This window comes from Gordonia paraffinivorans, from assembly GCF_900683595.1.
Lineage (GTDB): Bacteria > Actinomycetota > Actinomycetes > Mycobacteriales > Mycobacteriaceae > Gordonia > Gordonia paraffinivorans.
The window spans coordinates 988590-1004112 of sequence record NZ_CAACYD010000007.1 but is presented as its reverse complement, the minus strand read 5'-3'; the positions used below and the strand labels follow the sequence as shown (position 1 = coordinate 1004112).

General features: G+C 68.7%; 13 protein-coding genes. 6 read left to right on the top strand and 7 right to left on the bottom strand.

Translation table 11 applies throughout. From position 1 onward, the window contains the following. Positions 1–5: 5 nt before the first annotated feature. From E1P53_RS17605 to E1P53_RS17595, 3 genes are all read right to left on the bottom strand, one after another. On the bottom strand, positions 6–539 hold the full coding sequence (locus E1P53_RS17605; RefSeq protein WP_131735032.1) for an FMN-binding protein: 534 nt from the start codon (positions 537–539) through the stop codon (positions 6–8). A gap of 118 nt (positions 540–657) precedes the next feature. Continuing rightward, complete coding sequence (locus E1P53_RS17600) at positions 658–2664, bottom strand: substrate-binding domain-containing protein (protein ID WP_131735031.1); 2007 nt, start codon at positions 2662–2664, stop codon at positions 658–660. Positions 2665–2749: 85 nt separating this feature from the next. Further along, positions 2750–3187: a type II toxin-antitoxin system Rv0910 family toxin gene (locus E1P53_RS17595; RefSeq protein WP_006898805.1), complete on the bottom strand. Its 438-nt coding sequence runs from the start codon at positions 3185–3187 to the stop codon at positions 2750–2752. Between E1P53_RS17595 and E1P53_RS17590 the strand changes: the two genes are divergently transcribed. Beyond that, the gene (locus E1P53_RS17590) at positions 3165–3803 is read left to right on the top strand and encodes a DNA-3-methyladenine glycosylase (protein WP_006898804.1); all 639 of its coding nucleotides are present in this window, start codon (positions 3165–3167) and stop codon (positions 3801–3803) included. The genes E1P53_RS17595 and E1P53_RS17590 overlap by 23 nt on opposite strands. A 7-nt stretch (positions 3804–3810) precedes the next feature. On the opposite strand, the gene E1P53_RS17585 is transcribed toward E1P53_RS17590, so the two are convergent. The 3 genes from E1P53_RS17585 to E1P53_RS17575 form a co-directional block, all read right to left on the bottom strand. Then, positions 3811–3999: an antitoxin gene (locus E1P53_RS17585; protein ID WP_006898803.1), complete on the bottom strand. Its 189-nt coding sequence runs from the start codon at positions 3997–3999 to the stop codon at positions 3811–3813. A gap of 69 nt (positions 4000–4068) precedes the next feature. After that, positions 4069–6567 (bottom strand): HAD-IC family P-type ATPase, encoded by a 2499-nt coding sequence (locus E1P53_RS17580; RefSeq protein WP_006898802.1) that lies wholly within the window; start codon positions 6565–6567, stop codon positions 4069–4071. Further along, positions 6564–7742, bottom strand: a complete 1179-nt coding sequence (locus E1P53_RS17575; protein ID WP_131735030.1) for an MBL fold metallo-hydrolase — start codon at positions 7740–7742, stop codon at positions 6564–6566. The genes E1P53_RS17580 and E1P53_RS17575 overlap by 4 nt, the downstream gene beginning before the upstream one ends. Before the next feature lie 215 nt (positions 7743–7957). On the opposite strand from E1P53_RS17575, the gene E1P53_RS17570 reads away from it, so the two are divergent. The 5 genes from E1P53_RS17570 to E1P53_RS17550 all read left to right on the top strand — a co-directional run bounded on the left by E1P53_RS17570 (position 7958) and on the right by E1P53_RS17550 (position 14110). After that, positions 7958–8572: a TetR/AcrR family transcriptional regulator gene (locus E1P53_RS17570; protein WP_174320686.1), complete on the top strand. Its 615-nt coding sequence runs from the start codon at positions 7958–7960 to the stop codon at positions 8570–8572. Then, a complete protein-coding gene (locus E1P53_RS17565) occupies positions 8556–9848 on the top strand; it encodes an alanine racemase (protein ID WP_040526236.1) in 1293 nt (430 codons plus the stop codon). The genes E1P53_RS17570 and E1P53_RS17565 overlap by 17 nt, the downstream gene beginning before the upstream one ends. Next, complete coding sequence (locus tag E1P53_RS17560) at positions 9845–11167, top strand: D-arabinono-1,4-lactone oxidase (protein ID WP_131735371.1); 1323 nt, start codon at positions 9845–9847, stop codon at positions 11165–11167. The genes E1P53_RS17565 and E1P53_RS17560 overlap by 4 nt, the downstream gene beginning before the upstream one ends. Positions 11168–11366: 199 nt before the next feature. Next, complete coding sequence (locus E1P53_RS17555; protein WP_131733946.1) at positions 11367–12761, top strand: IS1380 family transposase; 1395 nt, start codon at positions 11367–11369, stop codon at positions 12759–12761. A 257-nt stretch (positions 12762–13018) separates the two neighbouring features. Further along, the gene (locus E1P53_RS17550) at positions 13019–14110 is read left to right on the top strand and encodes a hypothetical protein (protein ID WP_006898797.1); all 1092 of its coding nucleotides are present in this window, start codon (positions 13019–13021) and stop codon (positions 14108–14110) included. A 231-nt stretch (positions 14111–14341) separates the two neighbouring features. Here the strand turns inward: E1P53_RS17550 and E1P53_RS17545 are convergent, their stop codons facing one another. Continuing rightward, the gene (locus E1P53_RS17545) at positions 14342–15460 is read right to left on the bottom strand and encodes an XdhC family protein (protein ID WP_131735029.1); all 1119 of its coding nucleotides are present in this window, start codon (positions 15458–15460) and stop codon (positions 14342–14344) included. Positions 15461–15523 lie beyond the last annotated feature (63 nt).

The following is a 15523-nucleotide window of genomic DNA, read 5'->3' as shown; positions in this document are numbered from 1 at the left end:
GGGACTCAGCCGGCCGCCTCCCGCTTGATCTTCTCGATCGCCTCGTTGAAGCCGCCCGAGGTGAGCGACGATCCCGACACCTTGTGCACGTCGATGTCGTCGATGTTCTTGCCCACCACCACGTCCGCGATGCCGCCGGCGAACTTGCCCTGGTACTTCAGCGACGGGCCCTTGGTCTGGCTGGTGTCGACCGACACCGACTTGATGACGTTGTTCGACAGGGTGACGGTGACGCCCACCTTCTGCGGGCCTCCGGGCGAGATGTAGCCGCCCTCCGCGGTGTATTCGCCGTCCTTGTAGTGGACGTCGTGCGAGGCGTCGTGTCCGGCCGGATGGGACGTGGCCGAGGTGGCCGAGGACGACGAGTCGTCGGACGAACACGCACCGGCGACGAGGCCGACCGCCGCCATCGCGGCGACCACGCCGCCGGTTCGGGTCAGCACCGCACGGCCGGAGCGGGCCGACTCGGCACGCGCGGCGTCACCGGACACCTCGGCCGCACCGGACAGATCGGGATCGATGCTCGAATCACGGGTCATCGGCCCATTGTCCCCGATGACCTGCACTCCGGTGATCCCACCCGCGCCCCGGCGCGTCCGGGTCCCGGCGTCCGGGTCCCGGCGCGTCCGGGTCTCGGCGTCCGGGGTCCCCGGCGCGTCAGCGACCGGCGGCCGCGACGCGCGCCTGGATCGCGTCCACGAACACGGTGCGGATGTCGGCGGCGTCCTTCGCGACGTAGGTGGTGCCGCCGGTGGCCTCGGCGATCTTCGCGAGCGCCTCGGTGTCGGCGTCGTCGGAGATTCCGATGGTCAGGACGAGCACCGGGCGTGCCGGGTCCTCGAGGCGCTTGAGCTCGGCCAGCAACTCGTCGAGCGTGATGCTGTTCGGGTCGTCGTTCTGGCCGTCGGTCATGACGATGACGCTGTTGGAGTAGTTGGGGTCGTAGGTGTCCTGGACCTTCTTGAACGCGGCCAGCGTCGTGTCGTACAGGCCGGTGCCGCCACCGAGATCCGACAACCCGTCCTCGACGGCCTCGGCGAGGGCCTCGCGGTGGGTGCCGCGGCCGGAGGGTGCGTCGAGGCGCTTGATCGGAGCCATCTCCACCCAGTCCTGGCCGTTGCCGCCCTTGTCGACGCTGAACGCCCAACCGCCGATCTGCGTGTTGTTGGGGAACAGCTTCAGGCCGGTCTTCGACGCCTCGATCAGCAGTTCGGCGCGCGTCGCGCCGCCGGCCGCCGCTGCCATCGAACCCGAGGTGTCCTGCACCACCAGGCTGCGGATCGGCACGCCGAGAACCTGCCACTGGCGCAGCGCCTTGTCCACCGAGGCAGGATCTCCCAGCAGGAGGCGTTTGACCGGCTCGCCCACCCCGTTGCCCTCGGGGTCGCGGTACCCGGCGTCCGCGAGCGCCTTGCGGCCCGCCTCCGAATCGAGCGCGGCCACCAGGGCCGCGCCGGCCTCGGCGGCGACCTCCTGCCGGGCCGTCGCCGCGGTGTTCACGAGCGGGTAGTCGAGGGTGACGGTGCCCGACTCCGGGACGCTCGACTTCAGCTCCGATCCCGGGTGGGTGCGCACGAACTGCTGGTACTGCTGCTCGGTGGTCACCACCGGCACACCTTCGCGGTCGGCGAGGTTGAGCCGTGCGCCCTCGCTGTCGTTCTGCAGGCGCGCATTGTTCTGTTGCACGGCGAGCACCGTCATCGCCTCGGTGAACTTCTCGTTCGTCAGCTCGCCCGCGTCGACGGCTGCGAGGGCGCCGATGATCGGGGCGTCGCCGGTGCTGGTGTCGATCGGGCTGCCGGTTCGGAGGTTCGGCAGCTTCATGACGTCGACCCAGGTCTGCAGCTCGGGTACGTCGCTGCCGACGACGACCGCCGGGGTCGAGGCGATCGACGGGGACACGAGGTCGAGTTCACGACGCACCTGCGTCGTCACCCGGCGGGCCTGCACCTGGGAGTCCGCGACCCACAGGTCCGGCGCCGCGGCGCCCTGCGTCATCAGGCCCGGCACGTCGGCGCCGGCCGCGGTCTTGACGTCGAAATCGAAGCAGGAGTCCTTCGACGCCTGCCGCGCCACCTCGCTCAGCGCGTTGGTCATCGCGGCGTCGGAGACGACCGCCACCTTGGTGCGCTCGCCGCATCCCGACGTACTGGTCTTCCAGATGACGAATCCGGTCACGAGTGCCGCGACGACCACCAGCGCGACGATGCCCCACAGCCACGGACTGCGGCGACCGGTCCGCGGCTCGCGGTGCTCGAAACCGAAATCGTCGTCGCCCGCGTCGGCGGCATGACGAAAGCCCCCGGTGTCCGACGCGCGGGGGCTGCCCGACGCGGCCCGGAAACCGCCGCTGTCGGATGCGCCGCGGGAGCGCCCGGTGTCGGATGCGCCGCGGGAGCGCCCGGTGTCGGATGCGGCGCGGGAGCGCCCGGTGTCGGATGCGGCGCGGGAGCGCCCGGTGTCGGATGCGGCGCGGGAGCGCCCGGTGTCGCTCTCGGCACGGGGGCGTCCGGGGTCACCCGCAGCGCGGAACCCGCCGGTGGCCCGTCCTGTCGGGTTCTGCCCTGCTGGATTCTGCCCTGCTTGATTCCTCGCCGCCGGATTCTTCTCCGACCGGCTCCACTCGTTGCCCGCGCGATCGCCGTCTGAGCTGTGACGCCCCATAGATGTTCTCGTTCCCCTCGTGCGGCGGTGCCCTCACACCGCCCGACGCATCAGCGCCGACAATCGAAGCCCCCGACGCGGCGCGTCACTCGAATACTTCCCGGAATTGCTGCAGCGACTTCGTCAGGTCCCCCGACACCATCTCCGCGACGGCCTTGCCCACGGGACCGATGAGCGGCAGCCCACCCAGATCAACTGTGAACGTTACTTCGGTTCCCTTGGCGGTGGGAGCCACGCCCAGGTCCAGCTTCGCCTTGATCCCGGCCTTGGCCTTGCCCTTGAGACGCACGTGCGAGGCGTGGTCGAGCTTCTCGACCACCCAGTCGAACTTCCAGTGGAAGCCGTTGATGTCGAAGATCGAGGAGACCTTGGTGCCCTTCCGGAGTTCCGCGGAAGTCGGGATCGGCCCGTTCCAGCCCTCGAGGATCACCAGCCACTCGGGATACCGGGAGAGATCCGTCAACCCGGCCCAGGTATCTTCCGGGGACAGCCCGATCTCGATGGAGTTGCTCGTCTTCGCCATGGCCCCAGAGCCTAATGTCCCCGTGACGCGGGCCACCGCACCGGTGGCCGAACAGGCGCGCGGACTCCTCGGCGCCCGACTGGTCGGGCACGGGGTGACGATCGTGCTCACCGAGGTCGAGGCCTATGCGGGCCCGGACGACCCGGCGTCGCACGCCTACACGCGCACGCCCCGCTCGGAGATCATGTACGGCCCGCCGGGACGGCTGTACGTCTACCGCATCCACGGCCACCACTGCGCCAACATCGTTGTGCGCGGCACCGGTCCCGCCGCGGCGGTCCTGTTGCGGGCGGGCGAGGTGGTCGGCGGCGCGGAGATCGCACGCGAACGGCGGCATGCGACGCGGTCGACGCCGGTGCCCGACGCGCATCTCGCCCGCGGCCCGGGAAATCTGTGCCGGGCTCTGGGGATCACGATGGACGATCTCGACACGGACCTCACCGACCCCGCGTCCCCGGTGCGACTGGAGACCGCGAGCCGTCGGCCGGGTCGGATGCGGGTGGTCGCCGGCCCCCGTGTCGGGGTCCGGCTCGCCGCGGACCGGCAGTGGCGGTTCCACATCGACGGCCACCCGTCGGTGTCGCCCTACCGGCGCCATCCGCGCGCCGGAGGGTGACAGCCCGTCACTTGTCGTTCTCGGGCGCCTTCTGCTCGGCTCCGACCGCCTTGCGGACGGCGTCCTGCGCCTTGTCCACCTGCTCGGCGTACTTGTTGCCGGTGGCCTTGTCGATGGCGTCGCCGCCCTTCTCGATGAGGTCCGGGTTCTTGCGCAGGGTGTCGCGCGCCTTGTTGACGAGGCCCTTCAGATCCATGTCTCTCCTGGGTCGACGGGCCGGACTCCTTCCGGCCACCGCGTGAGTCTATCCGCGTTCAGCGCGGACTCACGCGGTCGGCGTCACCGGTTCGGCGTCGCGATCCGCGGGATGCACGTGGTGCGGATCGTGCGCGGCGATCCACCGCGGCGCCAGACGAGAGACCACCTCCACCAGTGCGATGCCGACGGCGGCCGACACGAACGCGACCGAGTTCATCGTCCAGTTCGACGAGTCGAGCTCGAACAGGTCCTGGGTGAACGGCCAGGAGAAGATCAGCACGTAGGCTCCTGCCGACACGGCCAGCAGGAGCACCTTCCACCAGGTGTAGGGGCGCGCGACGACCGCGAGGACGTAGACCGCGACCGCGATCAGGGTCATCAGCGACGCGGTGGCCGCCTGCGTCTGCTCCGGCGAGAGGTTGACGCTGTCACCGCCCACCTGGACGCCGGGTCCGCCCGGATTGACGATCACGTAGGTGACGAAGGTGCAGAGGCCGACGATGATGCCGTTGGGGACGGCGGTCAGCAGCACGCGGCGCACGAAGCCGCGCCTAGCGCGTTCGTTGTTGGGCGCCAGCGACAGGATGAACGCCGGGATGCCGATGGTGAACCAGGCCGAGATCGTCACGTGGATGGGCTGGAAGGGGTAGCTCAGCGGCTCGGTGTCGAACAGCTTGCCCAGCACGCCGCCGATGCCCACGAAGAGCGCCAGCAACACCGCGTACACGGTCTTGGTGAGGAACAGGTTGGAGACGCGCTCGATGTTGCCGATGACGCGGCGACCCTCGCCGACGACGTAGGGCAGGGTGGCGAACTTGTTGTCCAGCAACACGATCTGCGCCACCGATCGGGCGGCCGAGCTACCCGATCCCATCGCGACGCCGATGTCGGCGTCCTTCAGCGCGAGCACGTCGTTGACGCCGTCACCGGTCATCGCGACGGTGTGCTCGCGCGACTGCAACGCCTTGACCATGGCCCGCTTCTGGTCGGGACGGACCCGCCCGAAGGTGACCCCTTCCTCGACGGCCTCGGCGAGTTCGTCCGTGTCCGATGGGAGTCGGCGCGCATCGACCGAGGTGTCCACGGAGCCGAGGCCGAGCGACTCGGCGACCGCGCCGACCGAGCGCGCGTTGTCGCCGGAGATGACCTTGACCGCGACGTTCTGGCGCTCGAAGAACTCGAGGGTGTCGCGGGCGTCGGGACGGACACGCTGCTCGAGCAGGACGAGCGCGACCGGTTCGACGTGGCCGGGCGCGATCGCGCCATCGCCGGGTTCGGTGTCGACAGGGACGTCGGTGCGGGCGAGCAGGAGCACCCGCAGACCGGTCGCGCCGATGTCGGAGGCGAGTTGGGCGGTCTCGCCCGCCGGGTCGAGGAGCACGTCGGGCGCGCCGACGATCCAGTGACCCATCGCGGCGCCGGACTCGTCGTGGAAGGACATGCCGCTCCACTTGGTGGCCGAGGTGAACGGCTTGATCGCCGACACCGTCCACGCCGGCGGCGTCGGGTAGGCCTCGGCGATCGCCTGCATGGAGGCATTCGGGCGCGGATCGTGTGCGGCGAGCGCTCCGAGCGCCCGGGCGGCGTCCTCGTCCGGCACGTCGCCGACCATGCGCAGCTCCGACAGGCGCATGCCGTTCTCGGTGAGCGTTCCGGTCTTGTCCGCGCACACGACGTCGACGCGGGCGAGGCCCTCGATCGCGGGGAGCTCGTTGACGAGGCACTGACGCTGGCCGAGCCGCACGACGCCGACCGCGAAGGCGATCGAGGTCATCAGCACCAGCCCCTCGGGCACCATCGGCACGAGGGCCGCGACCATGCCGAGCAGCGCCTGCTTGAGGCCGTTCTCGCTGATGAACAGCTGGTTGACGATGGTCAGGATGCCGGCCGGGATGAGCAGCCAGGTGATGACCTTGAGGATCTGGTCGATGCCCGCGCGGAGCTCGGAGGAGACGAGCGTGAACTTCGACGCCTCGGCGGCCAGCTGCGCGGCATAGGCGTCGGCGCCGACCTTGGTCGCCCGGTAGGCGCCGCCGCCGGCGACGACGAAACTGCCGGAGAGGACGCGGTCGCCGGGAGCCTTGTCGATGGGGTCGGCCTCGCCGGTCAGCAGCGACTCGTCGACGTCGAGCGCGGTGGCCTCGACGATCTCGCCGTCGACCACGATCTGATCGCCCGCGCCGATCTCGATGATGTCGTCGAGGACCACCTCGTCGGGGGCCACCTCGGTGACCTTGCCCTCGCGCCGGACGCGGGGACGCGTCTGGCCGACGATGGCGAGCTTGTCGAGAGTGCGCTTGGCGCGCACCTCCTGGATGATGCCGATGCCCGAGTTGGCGATGATCAGCAGGCCGAACAGGCCGTTGATGAACGATCCGGTGAAGGCGACGATCGCGAAGAGGATGCCGAGGATCGCGTTGATGCGCGTGAAGACGTTGGCGCGGACGATGTCGGCGACGGTCCGGCCGGACTTGTCGGGCAGGGTGTTGACCTTGCCCTCGGCGACCCGCTGGGCCACCTCCTGCGCGGACAACCCCGGATCGATCGTCTCAGCCGTGGTGCTCACGCCGAAACCTCCCACCAACTCGGATGCGCCACACCGGTTCCGGTGCGGTGTTCGAGGTCGATCGAACCACCGGGCTGCGGGACCAGCACAGTCGGGTCCCCGCGGCGCGTCCCGGCCTGCAGTCGCGCGATGGGCTCACCCCACGGGTGACGGGCGAGATTGAACGTCCCCCAATGGATCGGGATCATCACCGAGTCCGCGCCGGCGCCGGGTGACACCATGCGATGCACCGACAGCGCCTCTTCGGGGTTGACGTGGATGTCGGGCCACATCTCGTCGTAGGCGCCGACGGCGATGAGGGTCAGGTCGAACGGCCCCAGGCGCGCTCCCAGGTCCTCGAACCGCTCGGTGTGCCCGGTGTCGCCGGAGAAGAAGACCTTGTGCGTGTGCCCCCTGATCGCCCAGCTGCCCCACTGGGTGAGGTTGCGGGCCAACCAGCGTCCGGAGAAGTGACGGGCCGGCCCGCAGGTGAACCGCAGGTCGCCGGCGGGCGTGCCGACGACGATTTCCTCCCACCAATCCGTCTGCCGGATACGATTTTCCGGGATTCCCCAGGCGATGAGGTGCGCGCCGACCCCGATCGTCGTCACGAAAACGGCATCGGGCTGGCCGGCCGCGATGGCGGTGACGGTGTCCATGTCGAGGTGGTCGTAGTGGTCGTGGCTGATGACCACGACGTCGATCGGCGGGAGCCGGCGCGCCGCCACCGGCGCGGGGTGCATCCGGGCCGGTCCGATGAGTTGGCTCGGCGAGCAGCGGCGGCTCAGCACCGGGTCGGTGATGATCCGGGCTCCGTCGACGTCGACGACCGCGGTCGCGTGCCCGAGCCAGGTGACCGCCAGCGGGGCCGGCGCCCCGAACCGCGGGGTGGTGACCATGACCGGACGCCGCGGCCGGCCCGGCCGGCGTGCCATCTCGGTGAGAACCTGCAGGTCGGGATCGATGGAGCTCTGCGGCTCGGGATTGTCGAACACCCCGTCGCGCTGATGCGGCGAGTTTCGGACGTGCGGTGCGATCTCCTCACGGCTCGCGCCCACCGCACGCGCGGGTCCGACACCGCCGGCGGCGAGACGTTCGAGGGCGAGGTCGGCCATCATGGCCCCCGCCGAGGTCACCCGCCCGAGTACCCGCGAGGCCGATTCCGTGGTCCGTCCGACGTTCGAGGTCACGATCACACACTAGTGCGTTCGGACAGTGAAGGTCGGCAGGCGCGATCCCGCGGGGCACGGCCTGCCGACGGGCCCCGGGCACTCGTGAGCGATGGGACGATCCGTGCGTTTTCGGCGGTGAACCGCGCTGACGGCCCTTATCGCACTGCTAAGCTTCGCGAAACCGTTCAGACCACATGCGCTGGCGCATGCTCACCCGAAGGTAGACCGTCGTGGCCCGGATGTCCGTTGAAGAACGTCGTCGCGCGCTCATCGAGTCGGCCTACCGCGTGATCGCCGATCACGGCGTGGAGGGTGCCACCACCCGCCGGATCTGCGCACACGCCGGTATGCCCCTCGCGAGCTTCCACTACGCCTTCGAGAGCCGCACCGCGCTGCTGAACGCGGTCATGGAGCAGGCGGTACCCGTCGACATCGAACGGATGCTCAACGCGGTGCTCCCCGCCGCCGACTACGAAGAGCCCACGACCATAGAGGTCATCCGCCGGAACATGGAACGGCAGTTCCACGCGTTCTACGACCTGCTCAAGGCCGACCCGGGCCGCATGCAGGCGGCGATCGCGCTGGGCATCTACGCCCACAACCACCCGGAGCTGCAGGAAGTCGGGCAGACGATGTACCGCGAGCTCTACCGCATCGCGGCCGAGGGCCTCCGGGCCATCTCCGACAACGCCCCGGTCACCTGGAACCGCCCCGTCGAGGAGCTCGGGCCGTTCGTCATCGCCGCGACCAACTCCATCACCCTGATCCACCTGAGCACCGGGGACGAGAAGGTGATCGACTCGATCATCGGCGCCGTCTCCGATCAGCTGTCGACCTATGTCACAGTCGACTGACCGTCGGCCCGACCCCTCCGCGCGAGGCCCGCTCGGCGACGGACTGTGGGTGCGCGACCCCGACGGATACTGGGCCGCAATCGATCAGGCGGTCCGCGACGCCGGGCTCGACGCCCCGGTGCTCGCCCTCGACCGGTCGGCGCTCGAGCACAATGCCGCCGATCTGCTCCGACGCGCCTCCGGCGTCCCGATCCGAATCGCCAGCAAGTCGCTGCGGGTCCGGTCGGTCGTCGCCGACCTCGCCACGCGCCCAGGGTTCCACGGCGTGCTGGCCTACGACCTCGCCGAGGCGCACTGGCTGGCGACCACCACCGACATCGCCGACGTCCTCGTCGGCTATCCGACGGTGCGGCGGGATGCGCTCGCGGCCTTCGTGACCGACGAGGTCGCCACGTCGCGGGTGACGTTGCTCGTCGACTCGGTCGACCAGCTCGACATCGTCGACTTCGTCGCACCGCCCGCATCGCGCCGCCCGGTGCGCGTCGCCCTCGACCTCGACGCCTCGTACCGACTGCTCGGCGGTCGCGTCCACGTCGGCGTCCGCAGGTCGCCGGTCCACTCACGACGGGAGGCCCTCGACCTCGCCCGGACCGTCGCCGCCCGTGACGGCTTCGACCTGGTCGGGGTCATGTCCTACGAGGCGCAGGTGGCCGGGGTCGCGAACAGGGTGCCCGGCCGCGCCGCGATGAACAAGGTCGTCTCGCTGATGCAGCGTCGTTCGATGGCCGAGCTCCGCCGCCGGCGCGGCAAGGTCATCGCCGAACTCCGGGAGCTCGCCGACCTCGAGTTCGTCAACGGGGGCGGCACGGGCTCGCTGGAAGAGACCGCGCGCGATCGCTCGGTGACCGACATCGCCGCCGGCAGCGGCCTTTTCGGCGGTCACCTCTTCGACGGTTACGCCCACTTCCGGCCCGCGCCCGCGCTGGCGTTCGGACTCGACGTGGTCCGCAGGCCCGCGCGCGACATCGTCACCTGCGCCGGCGGCGGCTGGATCGCGTCGGGCCCGCCCGGCGCCGACCGGCTCCCGAAGCCGGTGTGGCCGCGCGGCCTCGACTACCTCGGCGCCGAGGCCGCCGGCGAGGTCCAGACCCCGCTGCGCGGACGTGCCGCTTCCGCACTCGCCGTCGGTGATCGAGTATGGTTCCGGCACACCAAGTCCGGTGAGGTCTGCGAGCGCGCCCGGCAGGTGGCCGTGATCGACCTCGACGACGCCGGACGCGCAGTCGTGACCGAGGTGATCCCGACCTACCGGGGTGAGGGGAAGTGCTTCCTGTGAAGGCGACCACGGCGAGTCCGGCGGACCGCTGGCGCAATTGGGGCGGCACCGCGAGTTGCACACCGAACCGGGTGATCTCGCCGTCGAGCGCCGAGGAGATCGCGACGATCGTGCGCGAGACCGCCGAACGCGGCGGGACGGTCAAGACGGTCGGCGCGGGACACAGCTTCTCCCCCATCGCCGTCGCCGACGACGTGCAGCTCGAATTGTCCGGTCTGCGTGGCCTCGTCGGCGTCGACGGCAAGCAGGTCACCCTGAAGGCCGGCACCCACCTGCACGAGATCCCCGCGCTGCTGGCGCCGCATGGTCTCGCGATGGCCAACCTCGGCGACGTCGACCGGCAGACCATCGCCGGCGCGACCTCCACCGGAACCCACGGCACCGGACTGGCGTTCGGCGGCATCGCCACCCAGATCGCCGCGGTCACCCTGGTGGACGGCACGGGCGAGATCGTGCGACTGGGCCCCGAGGATCCCGACTTCCCGGCCGCTGCACTCGGTCTCGGCTCGCTGGGCGTGCTCGTCGAGATCACGCTGAACTGCGTGGACGACTTCCGGCTGCACGCGGTGGAGGGACCGGCGTCGGCGACCGAGGCGATCGAGGGCTTCCTCGACCGGGTCGCAGCGGCCGACCACCACGAGTTCTACTTGTTCCCCCACACCGACTGCGCGCTGGTGAAGACCAACACGCGCCTGCCCGCGGACGCCGCGGTGAGCGGGCCGTCGGGATTCCGCCGCTACCTCGACGACGAGCTGCTGAGCAACAAGGTGTTCCGGCTGTTGTGCGAGATCGGCAGGCGCGCACCGGACCTGGTTCCGAAGATCAACGCGTTCGCCGGGCGCAGCCTCTCGGCGCGCGAGCTCACCGACGCCTCGACGAAGGTGTTCGTCTCGAATCGCGACGTCCGCTTCCGCGAGATGGAGTACGCGATCCCGCTCGAGGACCTGCCCGATGCGCTGCGCGAGATCCGCTCGATGATCGACCGGCGGGGATACCGGGTCAGCTTCCCGATCGAGGTGCGCGCCGCGGCCGCCGACGACCTCATGCTGTCCACGGCGTCGGGACGCACCAGCGGCTACATCGCCGTCCACCGCTACCACCGCGACGACCCGGCCGACTCCGACGCCTACTTCGCCGACGTCGAGGCGATCCTGACCGCGGTCGGCGGACGCCCGCACTGGGGCAAGATGCACACGCGCGACGCCGAGTACCTGCGGAGCGTCTACCCCCGTTTCGACGAATTCCTGAGCGTGCGAGATCGTTTCGATCCGTCGCGGGTGTTCGCGAACGGATACCTGCGCCGGGTGCTCGGCGACTGAGGCGCACAGTTTCACGGTTCGACGACGCGTCGAGCGCGGCCTCGAGCTATCCGCGGTGACCGCATACCACTTCCCTGGGCGCAGCCTAACCTCGCGCTTTCACGCTGAATTCGTGTCGTGAATAAAGAATGGTGCCCTGAACTGGGATGATTGAACTTGCGAAGGTATCAATCGGACCAGATCGAGGAGCACCATTCAGGTGAGCAAGTCTACGTCGCCGTACCCCACGCTGTCTGCAGATGGCACCGGAACCGGGGTCGTGTCGCACGCCGGCGCCGCGGTGTTACTCCGGGCTGCGGAGAAAACGGGTCTGACCAGCCGATTATCCGAGGCGTTGGCGCCGTGGCGCAAACCTTTGGCGACTCATGATCCGGGCAAGATCATCTCGGACCTGGCCGTGGCGGTCGCGATCGGTGGCGACTGTTTGGCCGACATCAACCAGTTACGCGCCGACCCGGCGGTGTTCGGTCAGGTCGCCTCTGATCCGACGGTGTCGCGCCTGATCTCGACGTTGGCCGATGATGCGCCGGCGGCGCTGTCGGCGATTGCGACCGCGCGTGCTGCCGCGCGGGCAGCGTGCTGGTCAGCAGCCGGTGCCACTGCTCCCGACCATGACGCCGACGTCGCTGACCCGGTGATCGTCGACCTCGACGCCACTTTGGTGACCGCGCACTCGGAGAAACAGGATGCGGCACCAACCTACAAGCGGGGGTTCGGTTTTCACCCGCTGTGTGCGTTCGTCGATCACGGCAGCGACGGCACCGGCGAACCCCTAGCGATCGAGTTGCGCCCGGGTAATGCTGGTGCCAATACCGCTGCCGATCACATCGCGGTCACCGCCGCCGCACTCGAGCAGCTACCGCACGTGGCGGGCTATCGGGTTGGCAAGTCGGTGCTGGTGCGCACCGACTCGGCCGGCGGCACCCACGAGTTCGTCGACTACCTCACCCGACGACGCCTGGCGTACTCGGTCGGGTTCGGGCTCACCGAAGCGACCGCAACCGCGATCGACCGGATCAGTCCCGAGGCCTGGACCCCGGCCTACGACGCCGAGGGCATCGAGCGCGACGGGGCGTGGGTGGCCGAGTTGACCGGGCTGATCGACCTATCGGGCTGGCCCGAAGGCATGCGAGTGATCGTGCGCAAGGAGCGCCCGCATCCAGGTGCGCAGCTACGCTTCACCGATCGTGATGGGTTGCGGGTGACCGCGTTCGCCACCAACACCGTTCGTGGCCAACTCGCCGATCTGGAACTGCGTCACCGGCGACGCGCACGCTGCGAGGACCGGGTCCGCACGGCGAAAGACTGTGGCCTGACCAATCTTCCGTTGCACGGATTCGATCAGAACCGCATCTGGTGTGCCATCGTGATGCTCGCTTGCGAGCTGATCGCCTGGACCCAGCTGCTGGCCTTCGCTGATCATCCCGCTCGCCGGTGGGAACCCAAACGACTGCGCCACCGCGTGTTCTCGATCGCCGCCAAGATCAGCCGCCACGCCCGCCGAACCCGGTTGAAGCTTGCCGCCCACGCACCACATGTTGGACTGCTGCTCGACGGGATCTCAAGACTCGCAGCACTTCCCGCACCTGCCTGACATCAAGCCAACCTGACCTCTGATCCAGAAAGGACGTTCCACCTCGGGGCCGTGAACCCCGACGCCCACCGACGCGTCGGGCACCTCTCACGGCCTACGCCCGGAGATCCGGTCCTCAGACCACCCACCCGGGCCACCCAACAGACGACCGCCACCTCACGAAAGATCGAGGCTAATAGCGCACAAGGTTTCAGCGAAATTCGTCGGTTACGTATGTGATCATGACTGAATCAGCGGTTCTATCGGAGGTGGTCGAGGTGGCAGAGCGCAGCCCAAAGGTTAAAGAGAAGAAGGCAGAGAAGTGGTGCGCTACTCTGGCCGCCGACTTGTTACCAGGCGAGACAATCTGGGCAATCACCAATGCAACACGATTCAAACCGGTGACCGTCGGTACTGCGATCACGAACGCCAGGATAATCGGCTTCTATCCTGCTGGACAGAACGCTCAGCAGCGCATTCCCGTTGAGGTCTTTGCGGACCAAGTGCGCGCAGTCGAGTTCCCAACCAAGGCGGGCAGCACGAGCATGCGCGTCCTGACAGACGAGGGCGAGGTCAATTTCGGGCTCCTCCATAAGGAGGAAGTGGACTTCGCGCGCTACTACGCCGAGTATCTGCACAGGACCGGAGTTGACCCCCAGGTTGCTCGAGAATTGGCCGAGCGACGTCACGAAACGAGCGCATCACTCCAGGCCGAAAAGGATCGGATCAGTAGGCGCGATCAGGTCGAGATCTTCGGCTCACCAATGAAAGACAAGTGGTGGGAGGACATCGACCGTCACTCACGCCCAAATGAATTGCCTTGGTTCATAATCAACGCCGGAAGCGGGGGAAGACTCGTAGCATTCGAAGACCGCCTATTGATAAGTAAGACCGGGGGAATGACCAGTTTCATGGCTGGATCGCTTGGCGGTGGCCGAGAGACAACATTTCCGTACGCCGAGATCACAAACATCGAGTACAACGGAGGATTCGTGAACGGCGTCCTAGAAGTGCTGACCCCGAGCTACCAGGGGTCCGGAAACCACGATTTCTGGCGGTCCACGAACAAATCACGCACTCAGGCAAGCGACGACCCTTACACGCTGTCGAATTGCCTTCCCCTGGGAAAGCCAACTTACCGGGAAGCTCAGCCGACTTTGAACGAACTGCAACAGAGAATCATGGAATACAAGCGTCCTCAGGTGGTGGTTCACGAGCGACCGGCATCGACGCCTGTATCCGAAGCCAATACAGCCGGTGTCGGTTTGGCCGACGAATTGGAAAGACTCGCTGATATGCACCTGCGTGGCCTACTCGATGACGACGAGTTCAAAGCTGCCAAAGCCGCCGCAATCGCAAGATTGTCGTAGGCCAAGCACGGACCCCGGACTACAGGCGGTACTGAGCATTTCCGACTGACCGCGCCCACCGATCGGGTTCTAAGCTCGCAAAGCCCGACGCGGTGCGCAACTGACCACCCGCCACCAATCGCTCCGACGTCGCTCATCTGACCACGAACAAATTCCTGCTGTTGGTTTCGGTGTACTGCGTACCAACGCCTGTTTGGTTCGACACAGTGGCCTAGGTCATCCTCGCAATACTCAACCAGGAGGCCGGCTGTGATGGATCGGCCCGGTCGTCACGTGCAACGGCGCCGCCGAGGCGCCCTGGCGTTCGGCGATGAGCTGTGCCGCGATCGACACCGCCACCTCGTCCGGGGTGTGGGCGCCCAGGTCGAGTCCGAGCGGCGACCGCAGTCGAGCGAGTTGCTGCTCGCGAACGCCCTCCTCACGGAGGCGACGGTTGCGATCGTCGACTGTCCGCCGCGATCCGAGCGCGCCGATGAACCCGAATGTGCCCGACTGCAGGGCTGTTCGCAGGGTCGGCACGTCGAACTTGGGATCGTGGGTCATCACGCACAAGGACGTCGTCGTGCCGACGCGCCCGCCCCGGAGCTGCTCGGCGAGGTAACGGTCCGGCCAGCCGACGACCACCTCGTCCGCGTCGGGAAACCGCTGCCGGGTGGCGAACACCGGACGGGCGTCGACGACGGTCACCCGCATGCCGAGCCGCGCACCCAGCGAACTCAGCGCGCGGACGAAGTCGTTGGCGCCCACCAGGATCAGGCGCGCGGGCGGCGCAAAGCTCTGCACGAAGGTCCGGGGACGCTCCTGAGCGTCGGCGGGATCGGCCGTCTCGCAGTCGTCGACGCCGATGATGCCGCTGCGTCCGGTCGCCAGCATGTCGGCGACGTCGCGGTCGAGGCGGCGCCACGGCTCGTGGGTCTCCGACGTGCCGAGATACCAGTCGGGTCGCCCGGTGAGCGTCGTGGCGAGTGCGATCGGCCGGTGGGCGTCGAGCGCATCGACGAGAAGCGTGAGTTGCCGCAGCCGTTCGGGGCTCGCCTCCACCCGCTCGACGAGGACCTCGATCTGCCCTCCGCAGGTCAGTCCCGGTGCCGGGTCTTCCGGGTCGGCGACGCCGAACGGTTCGACCACCGCGGTGCCGTCGTCGAGGACCTGCCGCGCGGTGTGCACGAGCGCGCCTTCGACGCATCCGCCCGAGACCGAGCCGATCACGGTGTCGTCGGCGGTCACGACCATCGCCGCCCCGAGGTCGCGCGGCACCGAACCCGCCGTCGACACGACGCGGCACAGCGCCACCGGCCGGGCGTCGGCCCCGGTCAGGAGGCCGACGAGCTCGGGCAGGATGTCGCGCATGCAGTCCAGTGTGCACGCGCCCGGCACGACGTGCCCGCCGTCGGCGCCCCGGCACCGGTCGGC

What these genes read in the sequence shown, in the direction of transcription:
- E1P53_RS17545 (WP_131735029.1), bottom strand. Translation starts at nt 15,460, where the DNA reads ATGCGCGACATCCTGCCCGAGCTCGTCGGCCTCCTGACCGGGGCCGAC.
- E1P53_RS17600 (WP_131735031.1), bottom strand. Translation starts at nt 2,664, where the DNA reads ATGGGGCGTCACAGCTCAGACGGCGATCGCGCGGGCAACGAGTGGAGC.
- E1P53_RS17585 (WP_006898803.1), bottom strand. Translation starts at nt 3,999, where the DNA reads ATGGATCTGAAGGGCCTCGTCAACAAGGCGCGCGACACCCTGCGCAAG.
- E1P53_RS17565 (WP_040526236.1), top strand. Translation starts at nt 8,556, where the DNA reads ATGTCACAGTCGACTGACCGTCGGCCCGACCCCTCCGCGCGAGGCCCG.
- E1P53_RS17590 (WP_006898804.1), top strand. Translation starts at nt 3,165, where the DNA reads ATGGAGTTGCTCGTCTTCGCCATGGCCCCAGAGCCTAATGTCCCCGTG.
- E1P53_RS17605 (WP_131735032.1), bottom strand. Translation starts at nt 539, where the DNA reads ATGACCCGTGATTCGAGCATCGATCCCGATCTGTCCGGTGCGGCCGAG.
- E1P53_RS17595 (WP_006898805.1), bottom strand. Translation starts at nt 3,187, where the DNA reads ATGGCGAAGACGAGCAACTCCATCGAGATCGGGCTGTCCCCGGAAGAT.
- E1P53_RS17570 (WP_174320686.1), top strand. Translation starts at nt 7,958, where the DNA reads ATGTCCGTTGAAGAACGTCGTCGCGCGCTCATCGAGTCGGCCTACCGC.